Origin of the sequence: Streptomyces sp. NPDC047515, from assembly GCF_040643055.1 — a bacterium.
In the GTDB taxonomy this organism is placed as follows: Bacteria; Actinomycetota; Actinomycetes; order Streptomycetales; family Streptomycetaceae; genus Streptomyces.
Window position 1 is genome coordinate 74,498 of record NZ_JBEYTM010000030.1, and the last position, 15,474, is coordinate 89,971.

At 67.7% G+C, this 15,474-nt stretch carries 22 protein-coding genes and 1 pseudogene; 6 read left to right on the plus strand and 17 right to left on the minus strand.

The window, feature by feature from the left end; translation table 11 throughout:
* Positions 1 to 81: 81 nt before the first annotated feature.
* Positions 82 to 507: a hypothetical protein gene (locus tag ABZ826_RS23905; protein ID WP_361451741.1), complete on the plus strand. Its 426-nt coding sequence runs from the start codon at positions 82 to 84 to the stop codon at positions 505 to 507.
* A gap of 834 nt (positions 508 to 1,341) precedes the next feature.
* Here the strand turns inward: ABZ826_RS23905 and ABZ826_RS23910 are convergent.
* The 16 genes from ABZ826_RS23910 to ABZ826_RS23985 all read right to left on the minus strand — a co-directional run bounded on the left by ABZ826_RS23910 (position 1,342) and on the right by ABZ826_RS23985 (position 11,468).
* Positions 1,342 to 1,767 (minus strand): protein kilB, encoded by a 426-nt coding sequence (locus tag ABZ826_RS23910; RefSeq protein WP_361451744.1) that lies wholly within the window; start codon positions 1,765 to 1,767, stop codon positions 1,342 to 1,344.
* Positions 1,768 to 1,803: 36 nt separating this feature from the next.
* The gene (locus tag ABZ826_RS23915) at positions 1,804 to 2,430 is read right to left on the minus strand and encodes a hypothetical protein (protein WP_361451747.1); all 627 of its coding nucleotides are present in this window, start codon (positions 2,428 to 2,430) and stop codon (positions 1,804 to 1,806) included.
* Between the two features lie 177 nt (positions 2,431 to 2,607).
* Positions 2,608 to 4,761, minus strand: a complete 2,154-nt coding sequence (locus ABZ826_RS23920; protein ID WP_361451750.1) for a hypothetical protein — start codon at positions 4,759 to 4,761, stop codon at positions 2,608 to 2,610.
* 117 nt (positions 4,762 to 4,878) lie between these two features.
* Complete coding sequence (locus ABZ826_RS23925) at positions 4,879 to 6,825, minus strand: hypothetical protein (RefSeq protein WP_361451753.1); 1,947 nt, start codon at positions 6,823 to 6,825, stop codon at positions 4,879 to 4,881.
* Positions 6,826 to 6,947: 122 nt separating this feature from the next.
* A complete protein-coding gene (locus tag ABZ826_RS23930) occupies positions 6,948 to 7,277 on the minus strand; it encodes a hypothetical protein (RefSeq protein ID WP_361451756.1) in 330 nt (109 codons plus the stop codon).
* Positions 7,277 to 8,470, minus strand: coding sequence for a hypothetical protein (locus ABZ826_RS23935; RefSeq protein ID WP_361451759.1), 1,194 nt, complete (start codon positions 8,468 to 8,470; stop codon positions 7,277 to 7,279). The genes ABZ826_RS23930 and ABZ826_RS23935 overlap by 1 nt, the downstream gene beginning before the upstream one ends.
* A gap of 41 nt (positions 8,471 to 8,511) precedes the next feature.
* Positions 8,512 to 8,709: a DUF4236 domain-containing protein gene (locus tag ABZ826_RS23940; protein ID WP_361451762.1), complete on the minus strand. Its 198-nt coding sequence runs from the start codon at positions 8,707 to 8,709 to the stop codon at positions 8,512 to 8,514.
* A gap of 98 nt (positions 8,710 to 8,807) precedes the next feature.
* Complete coding sequence (locus ABZ826_RS23945) at positions 8,808 to 9,125, minus strand: hypothetical protein (protein WP_361451765.1); 318 nt, start codon at positions 9,123 to 9,125, stop codon at positions 8,808 to 8,810.
* A gap of 135 nt (positions 9,126 to 9,260) precedes the next feature.
* Entirely contained in the window at positions 9,261 to 9,524 is a 264-nt protein-coding gene (locus ABZ826_RS23950) for a hypothetical protein (protein WP_361451768.1), read from the minus strand.
* 124 nt (positions 9,525 to 9,648) lie between these two features.
* A complete protein-coding gene (locus tag ABZ826_RS23955; RefSeq protein ID WP_361451771.1) occupies positions 9,649 to 9,798 on the minus strand; it encodes a hypothetical protein in 150 nt (49 codons plus the stop codon).
* Between the two features lie 126 nt (positions 9,799 to 9,924).
* Complete coding sequence (locus tag ABZ826_RS23960; RefSeq protein WP_361451774.1) at positions 9,925 to 10,230, minus strand: hypothetical protein; 306 nt, start codon at positions 10,228 to 10,230, stop codon at positions 9,925 to 9,927.
* 68 nt (positions 10,231 to 10,298) lie between these two features.
* The gene (locus ABZ826_RS23965) at positions 10,299 to 10,463 is read right to left on the minus strand and encodes a hypothetical protein (protein ID WP_361451777.1); all 165 of its coding nucleotides are present in this window, start codon (positions 10,461 to 10,463) and stop codon (positions 10,299 to 10,301) included.
* A gap of 18 nt (positions 10,464 to 10,481) precedes the next feature.
* On the minus strand, positions 10,482 to 10,877 hold the full coding sequence (locus ABZ826_RS23970; protein ID WP_361451780.1) for a hypothetical protein: 396 nt from the start codon (positions 10,875 to 10,877) through the stop codon (positions 10,482 to 10,484).
* The gene (locus ABZ826_RS23975; protein WP_361451783.1) at positions 10,874 to 11,011 is read right to left on the minus strand and encodes a hypothetical protein; all 138 of its coding nucleotides are present in this window, start codon (positions 11,009 to 11,011) and stop codon (positions 10,874 to 10,876) included. Before ABZ826_RS23975 ends, ABZ826_RS23970 begins: the two co-directional genes overlap by 4 nt.
* Positions 11,011 to 11,301: a hypothetical protein gene (locus ABZ826_RS23980; protein WP_361451786.1), complete on the minus strand. Its 291-nt coding sequence runs from the start codon at positions 11,299 to 11,301 to the stop codon at positions 11,011 to 11,013. The genes ABZ826_RS23975 and ABZ826_RS23980 overlap by 1 nt, the downstream gene beginning before the upstream one ends.
* The gene (locus ABZ826_RS23985; protein WP_361451789.1) at positions 11,298 to 11,468 is read right to left on the minus strand and encodes a hypothetical protein; all 171 of its coding nucleotides are present in this window, start codon (positions 11,466 to 11,468) and stop codon (positions 11,298 to 11,300) included. Before ABZ826_RS23985 ends, ABZ826_RS23980 begins: the two co-directional genes overlap by 4 nt.
* A gap of 254 nt (positions 11,469 to 11,722) precedes the next feature.
* On the opposite strand from ABZ826_RS23985, the gene ABZ826_RS23990 reads away from it, so the two are divergent.
* From ABZ826_RS23990 to ABZ826_RS24010, 5 genes are all read left to right on the plus strand, one after another.
* Positions 11,723 to 12,469, plus strand: coding sequence for a GntR family transcriptional regulator (locus tag ABZ826_RS23990; RefSeq protein WP_361451792.1), 747 nt, complete (start codon positions 11,723 to 11,725; stop codon positions 12,467 to 12,469).
* Positions 12,470 to 12,657: 188 nt separating this feature from the next.
* Complete coding sequence (locus ABZ826_RS23995) at positions 12,658 to 12,957, plus strand: hypothetical protein (protein WP_361451795.1); 300 nt, start codon at positions 12,658 to 12,660, stop codon at positions 12,955 to 12,957.
* Between the two features lie 222 nt (positions 12,958 to 13,179).
* On the plus strand, positions 13,180 to 13,824 hold the full coding sequence (locus ABZ826_RS24000; RefSeq protein WP_361451798.1) for an HNH endonuclease signature motif containing protein: 645 nt from the start codon (positions 13,180 to 13,182) through the stop codon (positions 13,822 to 13,824).
* Complete coding sequence (locus ABZ826_RS24005; RefSeq protein WP_361451801.1) at positions 13,821 to 14,897, plus strand: helix-turn-helix domain-containing protein; 1,077 nt, start codon at positions 13,821 to 13,823, stop codon at positions 14,895 to 14,897. Before ABZ826_RS24000 ends, ABZ826_RS24005 begins: the two co-directional genes overlap by 4 nt.
* 61 nt (positions 14,898 to 14,958) lie before the next feature.
* Positions 14,959 to 15,111, plus strand: coding sequence for a hypothetical protein (locus ABZ826_RS24010; protein WP_361451804.1), 153 nt, complete (start codon positions 14,959 to 14,961; stop codon positions 15,109 to 15,111).
* A 104-nt stretch (positions 15,112 to 15,215) separates the two neighbouring features.
* Here the strand turns inward: ABZ826_RS24010 and ABZ826_RS24015 are convergent.
* Positions 15,216 to 15,474 (minus strand): annotated as a pseudogene (locus tag ABZ826_RS24015) (IS110 family transposase); the annotation flags it as partial.

Sequence of the window (15,474 nt, forward strand, 5' to 3'; positions counted from 1 at the left end):
GGCCCCGCGCCTGTCTCAGATGATCCACGATGTTCGGCTTTGGGTTCCCCCTGGTGGGTGTGGGCTGTCACGATGCCCGGCATGAGACGTGTGCGAGCGGTGGGGTGGGCGGTCGTGGTCGTGCTGTGCGCGGCGGTGACTGGGTGCGGTACGGATGGTGGGGGGAGCGGCGGCGAGAAGCCGGTGGCGTCGCCAAGTGCGTCCGTGATGGGGGTGGACGAGGCCTTGGACGCGTACACGGCGGCGGCTGCTCCTGGGTGTGAGACGGCGGACGAGTGCCAGGACCTGGTGACGGCGAAGCTGGCCGCGGCGAAGGACATGCGGGCGGCGATGAAAGCTGAGGGCCCGGCGAAGTACGGGGAGCCGATCGGCTTCGTGGACCTGGCGGAGAAGCGCGCCAAGCACTACGGCATGGACAACCTGGGCGCGAAGGGGAACTCGCTCGCGGTGTCGCAGCCGTTGCAGCAGATGGTTGCGTGGTTCCGGGAGCACCCGGAGGCTTCGTAACGAAGGGCCCGGCACAGTGAGTCGAGGCAGATGGGCGGGGTGAGGCCAGCGTGTCGACGCTGGCCTCACCCCGCTCGGGTCAGTACCGGGCGATGAGCCAGGCGATGACCAGGCCTGTGGCGAAGTCGCCGAGCCTGTACGCCACGCCGCACATGAAGCTCGTCGGGACGCCGTATCCGTGGCTGGCCACCCACTTCCGCAGGTGACGAGCCGCTGATCTGCTGCACTTGGCGAAGCTAACGCACTGCTTAGTGCGTTGTGCGTTACTCTCCATACGGAGTCCTTCCGTCTTGCTGATGCTTGGACGCCGCGCAAGGAGCCCCCTCGACCCATGGCCTAGGAAACCGCGTCGAGGAAGCGGGGCTCCTTTTGCGTTGATGGGAAGTGTAGTTGGGCGGTGCGTCAGACCGACGACCCCTGCAAGGGGACTTGACAGCACCCGGGGGAAATTCAGGACATTCTAGTACAGCGTTGGCCGGATTCTCTGACACTGGGCATCACGAGATCTTCCGAGACTCACCGAGACCCACCGAGACCCACGGCCGACAGTGACTCCGATCACATTTTCTTGTCGCTCTCACGAAGGGCGTGTCGTGGCACGCGTCGGCCCCACCAGCTGGGGATGACTGGTGGCGCCGGGTTGAGCCGCTGTGCGGTTGGGGGTTGCCGCAGGGTGGGCTCGGGTGTGGGGTTTGTGGCACGGCCCGTTGTGCGTCATCCGGGCGCGGGGACACCAGGAGATTCGGCAGTCCGGGCCGTGCAGTACCAGCGTGGCGTACAAACCGCGGTTTGTCGGGGCCGGTATCCCCCGGGAGGCGCAGAGTCGGGCCGCAATCAGGCAGCGAGCAGGCGACCGGCGTCTGTAACGAGCTGGTTGGCGGCGGCGAGAGCTTGGTCGCGGGCGACCTCCAGTGCGGTGTGGTCGGCTGCATTCCGCATGGAGTAGACGGTGCGGGCGGCGGCGTCGACTGCGGCGGCCAGCTCGGGCAGCAGCACGGTGACGCGGACGCTGGGGGCGGTGATCGCCGCCCTGGTGGCGTGAGAGGTGGTTCGGGCCTCGGTCCAATCGGCACCGGTCAGCCGCAAGTCCTCCCGCCGCCACATCACCCGGCGGTGGTCGGCCAGTACGGTGGCCAGCTCGGAAACGGCGTCCAGCGCGTCACGGCGTCGGGCCTCAGTAGCGGCGGTGGCGCGGTCGGCGCGCTGGCTGCGTTGCTGGAGGAGCGCTGTCAGGAGTACACCGGCGAGGGTGCTGGACACTGCTATGAGGGACTGCCACATGGTCTTCTCCGAGGGTTACTGTCCGGCGTGGGAGGCGCGGCGGATGGTGGCGTCGATGAGGGTGAGCGCGTGGTCGGCGGTGCGTCCGGGTGCCCGGTTCCAGGTGCCGATGAGTCCGTTCCAGCCCTGGTGGCGAAGTTCGGTGAGGAGCCAGGCGCCAGCCCGGTTCATGGTGTCATCGGATCCGTAGCCAAGTCGGTGAGCGGTGAGCATCCCTCCGCAGATACAGCGGGCACCGCGCCCGTTCCGAAGCCTGTACGGCTGATTCATCCACCCCCAGTCCGTCAGGATCTGCCGGGCGTAGGCGAGGTGCGTGCTGGGCCGGATGTCGGCCTGCCCGATGCGGCGCCAGGAGTGCAGGCGGTCGGGAAGGATCGCACCAAGCCGGCCGGGCAGGGGGCGCTCGTCGGGCGGGGCGGCGGGGAGGGTGCGGATCGCGGTGTCGACGAGCTGGTCGACGGGGGCGGACAGCAGGTTCCGCCAGTCCCCCGGTGCCAGGCTCTCGGCCTCTTCGGTCGTTGCTCGCGGGGTGGGTTCGGGGGCGGTGTACTGCCAGTTGGTGACGATCTGCTGCCAGGCTGCGGTGTCGTAGAGGCGGGCGGCCTCGAGGTCGAGCTGGTCGGGGTTCAGGGTGGCGGTCAACGGGTCTCCAGTGGCTGGTCCCTTCTCGTGGTGAGGGGGAGGTCGATTCCTGCGGTTCGAAGCGCCTGACGTAGGGGGCTGTCGGGCAGGTCTGGGTTGAGTTGTGCGATGAGGAGCCGCCCGTCGGGGAGACGGGCGGCGATCGCCTGGTGCGGGGTGGTGCCGTGCATGGGGGTGCTACTCCCCCGTCGTGTTCGGTTCGTCGGCCCAGAAATAGATGCCGCGTCCGGGCTTGACGATGTTGGGGTGGTCGGCGAACCACTTCTGGATCGCCGTGTCTGACGGCGGGGTCTCGCCGGGGTAGAGAGCTTCGAGGCGGGTCCGAATGTCGGCGACGGTGATCCCGTCGTCGGCTGCCGCCTTGACCCAGTCGGTGACTTCGTCCCGCCGGGGGTGGCGGCGGTCCTTCTTCGGCTTGATGAGGTCGACTGCGGCCTGCTTGGTGAGGTTCTCGGCTTCTGTGAGGAAGCGTTCGAGTGCCGCAGGGTCGAGCTGGGGTTCGGTGGTGTCCTGTCGCTCCTGGTTCTGGTGCTGCTGGCTGCGCTCGAGGTAGGAGTCGATGGATGGCAGCGGGGCGATAGTTCCAGTGGCGGCTGCAGCTGACGGGCGGCTGGGCCGGGCCGGTCCTTGCGGGGTCGGGCCGGGTGCGGCAGGGCTGTGGGTGGGCAGGCCGATGGCGTCGAGGAGCCAGGCCATGCGCTCCTTGTCTTCCCAGCGGGTGGAGTACCCGTAGGGTTCGGCGTCGGTCTGGGACTGCTTGTCGAGGTCGGGTCGGATGTCCCAGCGTTCGACGGCCTTCTCCTCGATGACGCGGGCTTCGGTGCCGTCGGGGTGCTCGTCGTCGTCGTAGATGAAGTAGCCCTTGAAGCGTTCGGGGCCCATGCCGGTCTTGGAGCGCTGCTCGTCGAGGACGTAGAAGGCGCCGTTTCCGGGGAGCTTGGACAGGTCGACGCGCTGGTAGTAGTCGGGGAAGACGAACTGGCCTTCGGCCTTCTTGGGGAAGCGTCCGCCGATGACGGTGTCGTACTGGGACATGACTTCGCCGCCGCCGGTGTTGGGGCCGGTGCCGCGCTGGGCTGCGTCGATGTAGTCGACGGCGGCCTTGCGGCCCTTCTTGATGCCGCTGACCTTTTCCTGGATCGCTTCGGGGATGCAGGACATGAGGACAGGGTTCTCGTCGGTGATGACGATGAGGGCCGGCGTGTCGGCGGTGGGGCGGATCTTGCTGCCGGGCATGCGGCGGGCCCGTCCGTCGGCGACGGCGACGGATGCCTTGAGGAGGCGGACTGCTTCGTCGACCGAGGTGGCGACCCAGTCGAGGATGGGCCGGTCGATGAGCCTGCCGTGCTGGTCCTTCCACTGCTCGACCCACGGGCGCAGCCATCGCTTGGCGGTGTTCCCTTCGGCCATGTCGATCATCCAGATGACGGCGTCGGTGCAGCGGGTGATGACGCTGATGATGCAGTGGAGGAGGACGGACTTTCCGGATCCCTTCTTCCCGGCGATGAACACCGAGTTCTGCCGGAACTTGATCTCGAAGGGTTCGCCGGATTCGAGGATCCCGAGGGTGAGGGGTTCGGTGATGGTGAGGGGGTGGGCGTCGTCGGGCAGGTTGACGGACTCGGACAGGACGTCGCGGGTGGAGACGTACAGGACGGCGTCGGAGGCCATTCCGCTGTCGCCGGGGCGCAGGTCGAGGGCGCCGGTTCGCAGGTCGCCCTTCTTCGTCTCGATCATCGGCAGCATGGGAAGGATCTGGTTGTACGGGGTGCTGGTGAGCTTGAGGGGCAGGGCGTATCCGCTGCGGGTGGTGAAGGAGTCCGTCTGGACTTTGACGCCGCGGGCGCCGGCCTGTTCGAAGAGGCGCTCCCATTCGTTGCCGTCGACGACTTGGTTCTGCTTGGCTTCCTCGGCCCACTGGGCGGCGATGATGTCGTGGCGGAGGTAGCGGTCGACGGCGTAGGCGGGGGTGAGGGCTGCGGTGGCGATTGCGACGGTTGCGGCGGAGGCCATGGTCCACGGGGAGTCGTAGGAGGCCCAGGTGAGCCAGGCGTAGGTGGCGGTGGTCCAGGTCGCGGTGAACGCGGTGTGGAAGAGGCGTGCGGGGCCGGTCTGGTGGCGGGTGCGGAACCAGCGGGATGCGGCGGCGGTGACGATCCCGGTGACGGAGCCGAGCCCCATGAGAGCGATCGGAAGGCCAGTGCCGTCTGTGGCGAGGTCCATGGCGAGGCTGCCGGCGTACACGGTGGCCGCGGTGTAGAGCGGCGTGGTGATGGTGCCGTGCCGCCACGGGATCGGCTCGTGGTTACGGGGGCGGTCGAACATGGACACGGGGTGGGCTCCTTGGTGGGTTGGGCGGGGGTGGTGGCCGGGCCTGCGGGGTGCGGGCCCGGCCGGTGGTGCTGTTCAGAACTTGTCCTGCGGCGGATCGGTTGCGGGGCGTGCGGGTCAGTCGTTGAGGTTGGCGCCGATGTCCCACTTCGCGGCCTGCGGGGTGGGGTTCTCAAGGTTCTTGAGCTGCTCGGCGTGGACCATCCGGAACAGGACGGGGATCGCATCAAGGCGCTCGGCGAGGCTGTACCCGTACTGGGCGGTGTCGTCGTACGCGTCGCTGATGACGGGGTTGACCGCGAAGTTCTCGCGGGTGGAGGCGGCGGCGGCCTGGACGACCTGGCTGATTGCGGCCTGCACGTCGGACAGCTGACGGATGGTCGCCTCGTAGCCGGTCATGTTCTCGGCGGGGTTGATCAGGAGCATGATGCCCGCGTTGCGGACGGCTTCGGCGGCGTAGGCGAGCGGCATGGCTCCGGACAGGGAGGAGGACATGGCGGGTGTTCCCTTCGGTGATGGTGCGTCCCACGGGCTGTTGACTGCCTGGTGGGCGGCGTGATCGCGGATGACCGCTGCGGCGACGGCTGCCGGGGATACGGGCTTGAGCTTCGGACCGTTCGGGTCGGGCTGGGTGGTCGTGTTGCGGTACATCCACTTGTTGAGCCAGTTCCAGGACCCGGTGGCGTGGATGAGGCGGGCGACAGGGCTGGTGACGGCGTGCAGGAGCTTCGCGAGTGGCCTCACCCAGTTCGGGCCGAGGTCGGCGTAACGAATCGTGCCGAGCATCATGTGCGCCCGGTTGAAGGCGTGGGTGCCGAACCGCCACACGTGAGCGGCCGCCCGTGAGAAGCGGCGGGTGACAGGGCGGACGGCGGTACGGACACGTGCAGTGGCCGTCTTGATCCGGAGCTTGCGCAGGCGCCAGAGGTCAGAGCGTGCTTCCTTGAGCTCCGCCTTGTCCTTCTGGAACTGCTTGATCCGCTTGACCTTGCCGCGGGTCTTGTCGAGCCGGTCACTGACCCGACGCTGACGGCGGCTGCCTTCCGTCTCCTTCTGCTTCTTGGCGTTCTTGAGGATGTCCTTCGTGAGTTCCACGGCTGCGGCGCCGTTTTTGCGGGCGGCTTCCTTCAAGGCCCGGTTCTTCTTCGTCTCGTTCTTGCTGAGCGGCCGGGTGGGGGTGCTGGTCTTCGGGGCGTCCTTGAACGGCTTCATGTTCGGCGTGTTCTGGGTGCCAGAGGTGTTCTTCCGGTCGTGGATGCGGCCGAGCCGATCCGCGGCCGGCGACTTCCGGTTCGGTCCGCCCCGGCCACCGCGATTCCCCGGACCGGTGCTGGTTCCGACGGACCCGAGACCGGTGGACGTTGTGCCGCCGCGGTGCTTGGGCTGGTTCGGGATCCGGTTCTTTCCGCCACCGCCTGCACCTCCGGCACCGGTGCGGCCGGGTGCCGGGCTGAACGTGGCGCCCGACTTGCCCGTCCCGTTCTTGGCCGTGTTCAGGCCCGCAGGCTTCAGCGAGGCGGGACCACCCGACCGCCCGGGGCCTGTCGAGCCTGCCTTCCCTCCGCCCCCGAACCCGCCCAGCGACCCGCTGCCGGGCTTCCGGTTGCCGCCACGCCCGGAACCGCCGAAGGAACCTCCGCCCGCGGACGAGCGAAGGGACTGCCCGCTCCCGCCCTTACTGCGGCCAGGACCCGCTCCCCCGCCACCGCCGACGGCGCCCAGGGCGTTCTTCCGGGCATTCCGTACGGACCGCGTGCCGCGCCGGGCCTTCGCAACCAGGGCGGCGCTCGCGGCCAGGGCACAGGCGATGACGCCGGCGAGAACGGCGGGGAGGCCGAACTGGTGGATCATCCAGCACAGGCTGATGAGGCCGGTGAGGGCTGCGCCGGGGATGACGGCTCCGGCGACGGTGCCGTCGGTGGGGGTTTCGGGGGCCGCTTCGTTCTTCTTCTTGGTCTTCTTCGGGGTGGTGGTGTCGGCGGCGGCCTGGGTGGTGGTGGGCTGCGGAGCGGTGAGTGTGGCACCGGCCTCGGCGGGTGCCAGGTTGAAGCTGTCGGTGCTCACGGACGGGTCCTCTTTCTCAAGGCTCAGACGACTGGGGCGTTGCTGTGCGTGACGTTCGGAAGGCCAACTCGGAGATCAAGGTCAACGCCAACCTCAAGGCCAACCGACAAGAAAACTGCTGATCAGAGGGCGGTTTTCCGGGGGTTGGGGGCCTGGATGGGGGTGTGGGTTCCGAAGTTGGTGTTGGTCTTGGCGTTGGCATCACCGCTTCCGTCACCGTTCGTAACGGGGCGGTAGACGGGCTCTCCGACGTACCCAGAGGCCTCGTACGGGTGCTGGTGACGCAGGTCCTCGATGCTCTGCAGGGCTGCGAACAGCTCGTCGCGGATCTCCTCCATGTCGAGGTCCGGGATGCGGGCCTCGACCGTCTTCGCGGCGTCGGTTCCGGTGGGGCGGATGTCGGGGCTGGTGAACGCGGACGGGGCCAGGGACAGGGTCTGGGTGGTGGGCATCAGTCGTTGCTCCCCTTGCGGGCCTTTTCGAAGGCGGCGTGCATTTCGTTGTAGAGGTCTCGGAGTGTCTGGTCGGATTCGCCGTATCCGCGTTCGCGCCACAGCTTGATGAAGGCGCGCTGGGAAGGCTGGCTGAGGTCTGCGTAGACGCGGAAGGCGCGGGCCTTTCGCTCGGCGTCGGTCGCTGCGGGGCTCGAACGCGGCTGCGGCTTGTCGGGATGCGGCTCGTCCGTGTCCTCGGCTTGGCCGGAGGGTGCGGCTTCGAAAGCCGCGCTGGTCAGAAGGGTGAAGCCATGCGGAGCGGCCGCGTCCAGATCCTGCGATCCGGTGTTCGACCGCACTCCCCGCATCAGCGCTGTCTCGAAGTGCTGGCCGCCGATCTGCATGCCCTTCTCGTAGGCGATCCGGTCCACCAGGCGGGCTTCCGCCATCTGCCGGTTAAGCCCTTCGAGACCGTGCAGGGCAGCCCGGCCGGATTTCACCAGAGCTCGCCGGTACATTCGGTCCGTCATGCGCCGGGGCTTTCCAATGGAGTTCAGGTTCACGAACTGGTCGGCGGCATTGCTCCGGGAAATCGCTTCGGCGTCCGCACCGCGGGAGCCGATGCCGAGTTTGGATTCGAGGCGCTTGAGGCGGTCGCGCCAGGCGCGGGCGAGGAGCCCGTCGGACTTGATTTCGACCTTGCCGAGTTTCGCTTCGAGGCCGAGGAGCTTGTGGAGGCCGTAGGCGAGCATGACGGGGCCGACGATGCGGACGAGGGCGGTGCCGAGGTCTTCGCCTTCGAACCGGACGACTTCGATGGCGCCGATTGCCTGGGCGAAGACAAGGAGGTACGCGGCCCGGGTGGCGCCCTTGTCGTTGAACGCCCATGCGTACACGGACAGGCCGAGGACGATCGCTTCGAGGACGAGGCCGACGGTCATGTGCCAGGGTGCGTCCATGTGGAGGCGCTGCTGGGCGAAGCGGGCGGAGGTGTTGGTGGAGAGGGCGAGGCCAGCGACGACGACGAGGCCCATGCCGAGGAAGCCGATGATGCTGCGGCGCTTCTTGGCGTCGCGGGGCTTGCGGCGGCCGGCGCGGGCTCGGAGGTTCGGGGCGATGCGGTAGCCGAAGGCGAGGGTGACGAGGGCGAGCAGGACTGCCCATGCCTGCACGGGCACTTGCTCGACCGCGTTCTGCACTTGGGAGAGCATGGGCGGGTCCTTCCTGATCGGTGCTGGCGGGTGGTACGGGGTCAGGTGCGGTTGTTGCGGCGGCTGGAGCGGTATCCGAACCCGCCGGGGAGGTTCATGGAGGTGGTGCGGCGTCCAGTGCTGCTGCGCGTGTAGTGCGGGCCGCCCTTGGCGCCGAGGGTGATGGACCAGGAGCGGCGGTTGATGTTGAGGCGGACGCCGGGGAGGATCCGGATGCTCTTGCGGAAAGTGATCGGCATGAGGGCCTTTCGGGGGGCGGGATGGGTGGGTGCGGGGTCCGGGTGGTCCGGGCCTCTCTGCCGCCACCAGCCGGCTGGGGACGACAGGGCGGCCCGGGTCAGGCGGTCGGCTTCGGCATGGCGCGGCACTTCTCGGCGTGCGCCTGCGCCCATGCACGGGCGGCTGTATCGGCTGCACCCAGGTCGCGCACCTCGTCGTCGAAGGTCATGCGCTTGACGACTCGCCAGTGACTGAACTCCTCGGCCGCGTGGCATCCGACACAGGTGGCGAAGGTGAGGTTGCGGGTCTCGCCGATCCCGTCCTCCGTGGGGTAGTAGCGATCCATGTGTGCAAGGTCGACGGTGTCCCCGCCGACGGTGAGGTAGCGGGCGATGACGCCCTCGGGCCACGTGGCGGTCTCGGTCTGCGTGGTCATGGGTGGTCCTTTCGGAGTCAGTGGCTGCTGATGACGGCGGATGCTTCGGGTACGTGCTGGTGGTGCGGGGTCCGGGTGGTCTGGCCGCCCTGCCGCCACCAGCCGGGAGGGCTGGGGACGACAGGGCGGGCCGGGTCAGAGGGTGCGGGTGACGACTCGGGCGATGCGCGACTCGGGGAAAGCGACGGCGTACCCGTCGGACAGCTGGATCTCAATCCAGTCCCCCACCTCGGCGTAGGACTCAACGCAGACGGAAATGTTCGCGCCGAAGGACGCGGTCGTGACGGTGCCGACGGGGGCTTTCTCGCCCTTGCGGTAGATCGCCCCATCGATGGTGACGATCTCGAAGGACACCTCCTGCGCCGTGGTGGTCTGGGTGGTCTCGGTCTGGGTGGTCATGAACTCGCGTCCTTTCGGGGTCAGATGCCGTCGATTGCGGCAGCAGCTTCGGATGCGTGCTGGTGGAGGTCGGGGTGGTGCGGGGTCCGGCCTGTCGGCTCGGCCGAACCCCGCGGTGGGGTGGTCAGGAGTTCTTGATCCGCTCAGTTGCGATCCGCAGGTTCTCGGCGACGAAGCGCTGGTGGTCCTCCGGCGTGCACTGCTCTCGATTGCAGGTCACGGCCTCGCGGATGACGTCCGCAACAAGCTGTGCGGGCTCTCGGGTGTCAGGCATTTCGGCTCCTTCAGATGCCGTCGATGGCGGCGGCTCGGGTGCGTGCTGGTGGAGCTCGAGGTCCGGGTGGTCCGGGCCTCTCTGCCGCCACCAGCCGCGGGGCTGGGGACGACAGGGCGGGCCGGGTCAGCACATGTCGCGGTACTCGTCTGCCATGTCGTTGGCCCGGGCGAGGTACTCGGCGGCCTTGCCAAGAAGGACAGACCGCTCTGCGTTGTCCGTCGCGCCAGCGCCGTCGGCGAGGTACTGGGCGCCAGCCGCCAGCTCGTCACCGCCGTTGATGCCAGCGGCCTCGAAGTTCTCGGCGGCCACGGTCACCTGGTAGGTGAAGTCGCTGACCGTGGTGGCGGGCTTCTCCTCCGCCACGAACGCAATGTCGGCGGCGTACCGGGCGAGGATGCTCTCGGCGGTGGCGGGTGCGGTGGTGGTCATGGCGGGTCCTTTCGGGGTGTGCGGGGGCTGGCCTGTCGGCTCGACCAGCCCCCGCAGGGGTGGGGTGGTCAGCGGGTGTGCTGGTCTTCGCAGTCCTCAGCCCACGACTGGTGCGGCCAGCAGGTGGTGCGGTCGTCGGCGTGCATGCCGGCGTCCTCGCGCTGGTTGTCGCGCTCGATGGCGTTGTAGAGCTTCTGGGAGAGGTCCGGTCCGAACCTCATGTGCTTCGGCATGGCGGTGGTCCTTCGGGGTCAGATGCCGTCGATGGCGGCGGCGGCTTCGGATGCGTGCTGGTGGAGGTCGGGGTCGGTGAGGTCGTAGACGGCGGCTTCGCCGTGGCGCTGGGCCTCTTTCTGCTGGGTAAGGGGGAGGTTGTGGAGGGCGGGGTTGGTGTCGGCGGTGGACAGCCGGCCGATGAGGAGGGCGAGGGCGGTGAGGATGTCCGTGCCGTCGGACGACCCGGCGAGGGCTGCGAGGAGCGTCTGCGTCATGTCCGGGGTGTGCCGGTCGAGGGCGAGGAGGCGGATCCCGGACCGGATCTGGTCGATGCCGGGGTGCACGCCTGCCAGGTCGTCGAGGACGCCGACGAACTCGTCGTCCAGGGCCGGTACCGCGTTGCCTGCGGTGTGTACGGGGTTCGTGGTCACTGCTGGCCCCTGGTGAGTTCAGCGAGGCGTGCGGCGGCTTCCTGAGCTGCCGCGAGGTCGGCGGCGGCCTGGGCGCGGGCGGCTTCCAAAGCGGCGGTGGCCGCAGCGTGCGCCTGCTGCTCTTCGCTCGTCATCACAGCTCCCCGTCTTCTGCGCTGGGGTGCGGGATGTGGCCGAACCAGTCGTCGATCCTCCGAGTCACAGCCATGCGGTCCTGCGGGGCGGCGTTGCTCAGGAGGGTCTTGGTGAGGTCGACGAGGTCGATCTCGTCGAACGCGCCGGTGACGGCGGCGTAGATCTGCGAGTGGGTGTGCGCGACGGCGGCCGCGGACCACTCCGACGGCTCGGAGTCGATGGCGTCGAAGTGGTCCTCGATCTCAGCGATGAGGAGCGGGTCGACGTCGAACGGCATGTCGGCGGTCACGCTGCCACCGCCTTGATGGCGAAGGGGCGGTTGCCGCGCTTCACGCCGGCGGCGACGAGGCGGCGGGTGCGGACGGCCGGGGTGGTCACGACACGCTGGAGCGCCTCGTTGAAGTCGGTGTCGGTGGTGGATGCGGTGCGTCCGGTGATGCGGTTACGCTGATTCACGCGGATCGACCTCCTGTTGCGGCAGGTGGGACACGGTTCGTCGGGTTACTTCGGTGGCCCCGCCGGGCCCGGGTGGTGACACACCCGGGCCCTTTGGCGTTTCTGGACCGCCGCCGTTTCCGACAACCTCAATGTAGACCCATCGCGACCCTGAGCGCTAGTACTAGCGCGAGATGTTTACGTGGACTACCCTCAGGGGGACACCGCTGCACACGACGAAGTGAGCAGTCCACGACAGAGAAGGGAGGCAGGACATGTCCAAGACCCCTGGGTATGCAGAGATCGCTGCGCACTTTCGCCAGCAGATCCAGGACGGAACTCTTCAGCCCGGCGACACGATGCCGAGTTTCAAGAAGGCCGGCGACCAATTCGGCGTTGCGCATACGACCGTGAACCGTGCATACCGGGTCCTCAAGATGGAGGGGCTGACCCTCACGAAGCTGGGCGTCGGAACGATTGTGGCCGCGCCGGCCAGCACCAGCATCGGCACCAGAGTCGCGTTGCATGCGGCTACAGGTAGCGCTCTCGACAGCGGCGAGTCGTCGCGGATTCTCGAAGTGGGCACCGTCGGCGCTGACGCGCTGGTCGCCCTGCGGCTTGAAGTCCCGCCAGGCACACCCGTGCAGGTTCGGCGCAGGGTCGTAAGCAGGGGCGGTATGCCTGTGCACCTGAGCAGCAGCTACTACCCCGCCTACGTGATCGCAGTAACGCCCGAGCTCCAGGAACCGGTATCCACCGGCGCTTCGAGGGAGCTTGCGGCGTCACGTTTGGGCGTTGCCCAGGACCAGGTTCTCGAGGAGGTCACCAGCCGGCTCGCCACAACAACTGAGAAGGAAACGCTGGGGCTGACCGCCGCCGAGGTTGTCGTCACTCAGGTCGTCCGTACCGTCACGCTGGAAGACGGCCGGGTCGTCGAGGTGGCCGTCAAGGTTGCCGAGGGATCCACGATTCTCCGCTGGACTACGTCACTCCGAGCGCAGGAGGGGGCCGGTAACGCCTGATCTCTGACGCGTTCACGCAGCCAGCCTGAACGCACGAGCGGCCGACCGGTCATCACCCGGCCGACCGCCCCCATAGCCGCCGACCTGCGAAGACAAGCGGCTACGTGAACCGATCCGCGAAGAAGGGTTCGTTATGAGTCTATGGGCTTTTGCGAGACTCCGAAAAGGCCATGGGGGGTGTGCACCTCATGGTCACCACTCCCACCCCTGACAACCTCCCGCCGTTCGTGACCTTCGAGTCGGCCGCCAGGCTCCTCGTTGAGAACGGGCTCCTCCCGCACGCCACCGGCGACACCATCCGCTACCTCGCCCGTACGCGGGACGACTGGCCATTCGGCGAGGGGGAGCGACTGCCGTACATCCGTATCGGCAATGCCCGGACGATGGAGACCGGAATACTCCTGGACTACTTCCGGAAGCGCCCGGCGCAGCCGGACGTCAGAGGGCCGGACAAGAAGCCGCGGGCTCGGCGGCCGCGCCGCTCATGAGCCGGTTACGCAGTGGCATAGCCGCGGTTCGCGGCAGCCCTGGACATGCAAGAAGGCCGGAGAGTTCGCAGCTCCACCCGGCCTTCCAAGCACAACAGCGGGGTTCGAGCCCGCTGCACAAAGTCCACCTCGTGAAAGCAGGACCTCGATGAGCGTACCCGTAGCAGTCCATGTCACCGCAAGCCCACGCAGCGTGATCCTCTGTACGGCGGGGGTGACGGCATGAGCTTTCCGATCTTGTGGGCGCTCAAGATGGCGGCGGGCGCCAACACCCATGAGCGGCTGATCCTGATCGCTCTGGCGGAGGCGGCCCGCAGCGACGGCACGGGGGCCGCCTTGTCGAAGAAGGAGATCGCGGCTGTCGCCCTCGTGGACGCGAAGACCGTTCAGCGCCGCTTGGGAGCCCTTGCCGAACGTGCCCTGATCGCCGAGGGCGACCAGGGCGTGGTTGCGCACCTCCCTGAGTGGTCTCGGCCCAAGGTCTACGACCTCCTGATCCCCTACTCGGCCTTCCCTGACATCGATCAGGTCAATGCCGACCGGGCGGCTCGCGGCGAGGCTCCCTTGGGCCCCGAGGTGCGGGCGGATCTGGCGGAGGCGCCCGGCAGGCAGCGCCGGAAGGACTTCGGAACTGTCCTGGGGCCGAAGAGGCAGCGCACGGGCATCTCGGACGCGTTGCGCAACTTCATCTACGAGCGTGACGGCTACCAGTGCACCCGCTGTGGGGACACCGACGATCTCACCCTTGATCACATCCATCCTTGGGTCCTCGGAGGCGCAAACAGCGCCGACAACCTCCAGACCCTCTGCCGTCCCTGCAACAGCAGCAAGAACGCCAAGGTCGAAGACTCCGAGGTAACCGAATGAGCGTCGAGCACATGGCGATGGTGTTCGCCGCCGGCGGCTTGGAGGGCAGCGAGAAGCTGCTGCTCCTGGCGTACACGAACTACACCGACCCCCATGGATACTGCTGGCCTGGCGAGGAACGCCTCGCCGAGGACACCGGCACGTCAGTGAGCACCGTACGACGCACTAAGAAGAAGCTGATCAACAAGAACCTCGTGCGGTCGGTCCGCCGGGCGGAGACCAGCAATCTGGCGCGCGTGAACCTGCCGCTGCTGGCTTCGATGGCTCGGGCACGGCGGGCGTACGACGACAACGAGATCGACCGCCTATCGTTCGATGGCACCCCTGCTGCGCACGGCCCGGATACCGGCTCTGACCAGCAGACAGTTCAATCTGACCTGTACCCCCAGCAGGGCTCTGACCTGCGAACAGTTCAATCTGACCTGGACCACAGGTCAGATTGCTCTGATGGTCAGGTCAATGTGACCTGTGGCAGGGGTCAATCTGACCTGCAATCCATTAGTGATCCACCAGGTGAAGCCATTAGCCGTCCTTCCTTGTCTGCGGACTCGTCGAACAGCGGGTCGGGAGGGAAGGACGGCAGCGAGATGTCGAGTCGAAGTCCAGGTGTTGATCTGCTGCTCGCGATCGGCGCGAACAGCCCTCAGTTCCTGCTGACTGGGAAGACGCTCACCGATCAGGGCCTGACGGTGACCGGCATGCTGATCGAGGGCTGGACGGAGGATCAGCTTCGGCACGTCATCGCTGGTCGCCCTTTGCCCGACGAGGTGAAGACGTCGGTGGGCGCGATCGTGGCCCGCCGGCTGCGGGACGCTATCGCTTCTCCCCCACCGTCAACGGTTCCGAAGCTCCCCGCCCAGGCCGAGGATCCGTTCGGCCCTTCACGGGGCACCGAGGAGACGTGGACGCCCCCGCCATGGACAGACCAGCAGGCAATCGACGCTGCGCGTGAGAAGAACGAGTGCGACGGCAAGAACGGCTCCTGCGGCAAGCCTCGCCGGCCCGGCTCGTCCTTCTGCTGGGAGTGTTCCTCCGTGTACAGAGTCGGAAGCTCCGCCAGCGCCCTGAATTGACCATCGAGGTCGGGCGGGTGCGACCACCGCCCGGCCTCACCCTTCAAGAACGAGGAGAAACATGACCGAAAACCCCGATCTTCGGGCCGCGCTGAACCAGAAAATCCGGCATGTCATCACAGACCTGGAGGAGCTCGCCGAACAGTGCGTCTCGGGTGAGGATCTTGTAGAGGCCGCCAAGCTGGCCAACTGGCTCAATGTGATTGGCCGATGAGCGCCACGGGGCACCCTCTGAACGGAAAATCCCAGACCAGCTGGGCAGGCGGCAGCGTCTGTTCGGCGTCAGCCGGGCGGACGGGCTTGGAGTGGTTGTGGTGCTCAGACCGCAGTTTCTATGGGGGCGAGGGTGACCTGGTGGCCGAGGGCCTGGAGCTGGCGGACGAGGACTTGGGTCTTGCGGGCTGGGTTGACCAGGCGTTGGTGGTGGTCGGGCCCGAGGTCTTCGAAGCGGGCGGCGGGGTCGTTGATGATGTGCCAGACGATCACCAGCATTGACCGGGCCACCGCGACGACGGCCTTCTTATGGCCCCGGTGTTTGACGAGTCTGCGGTAGCGGGCTCCGAGGAAGGTGTCGGTC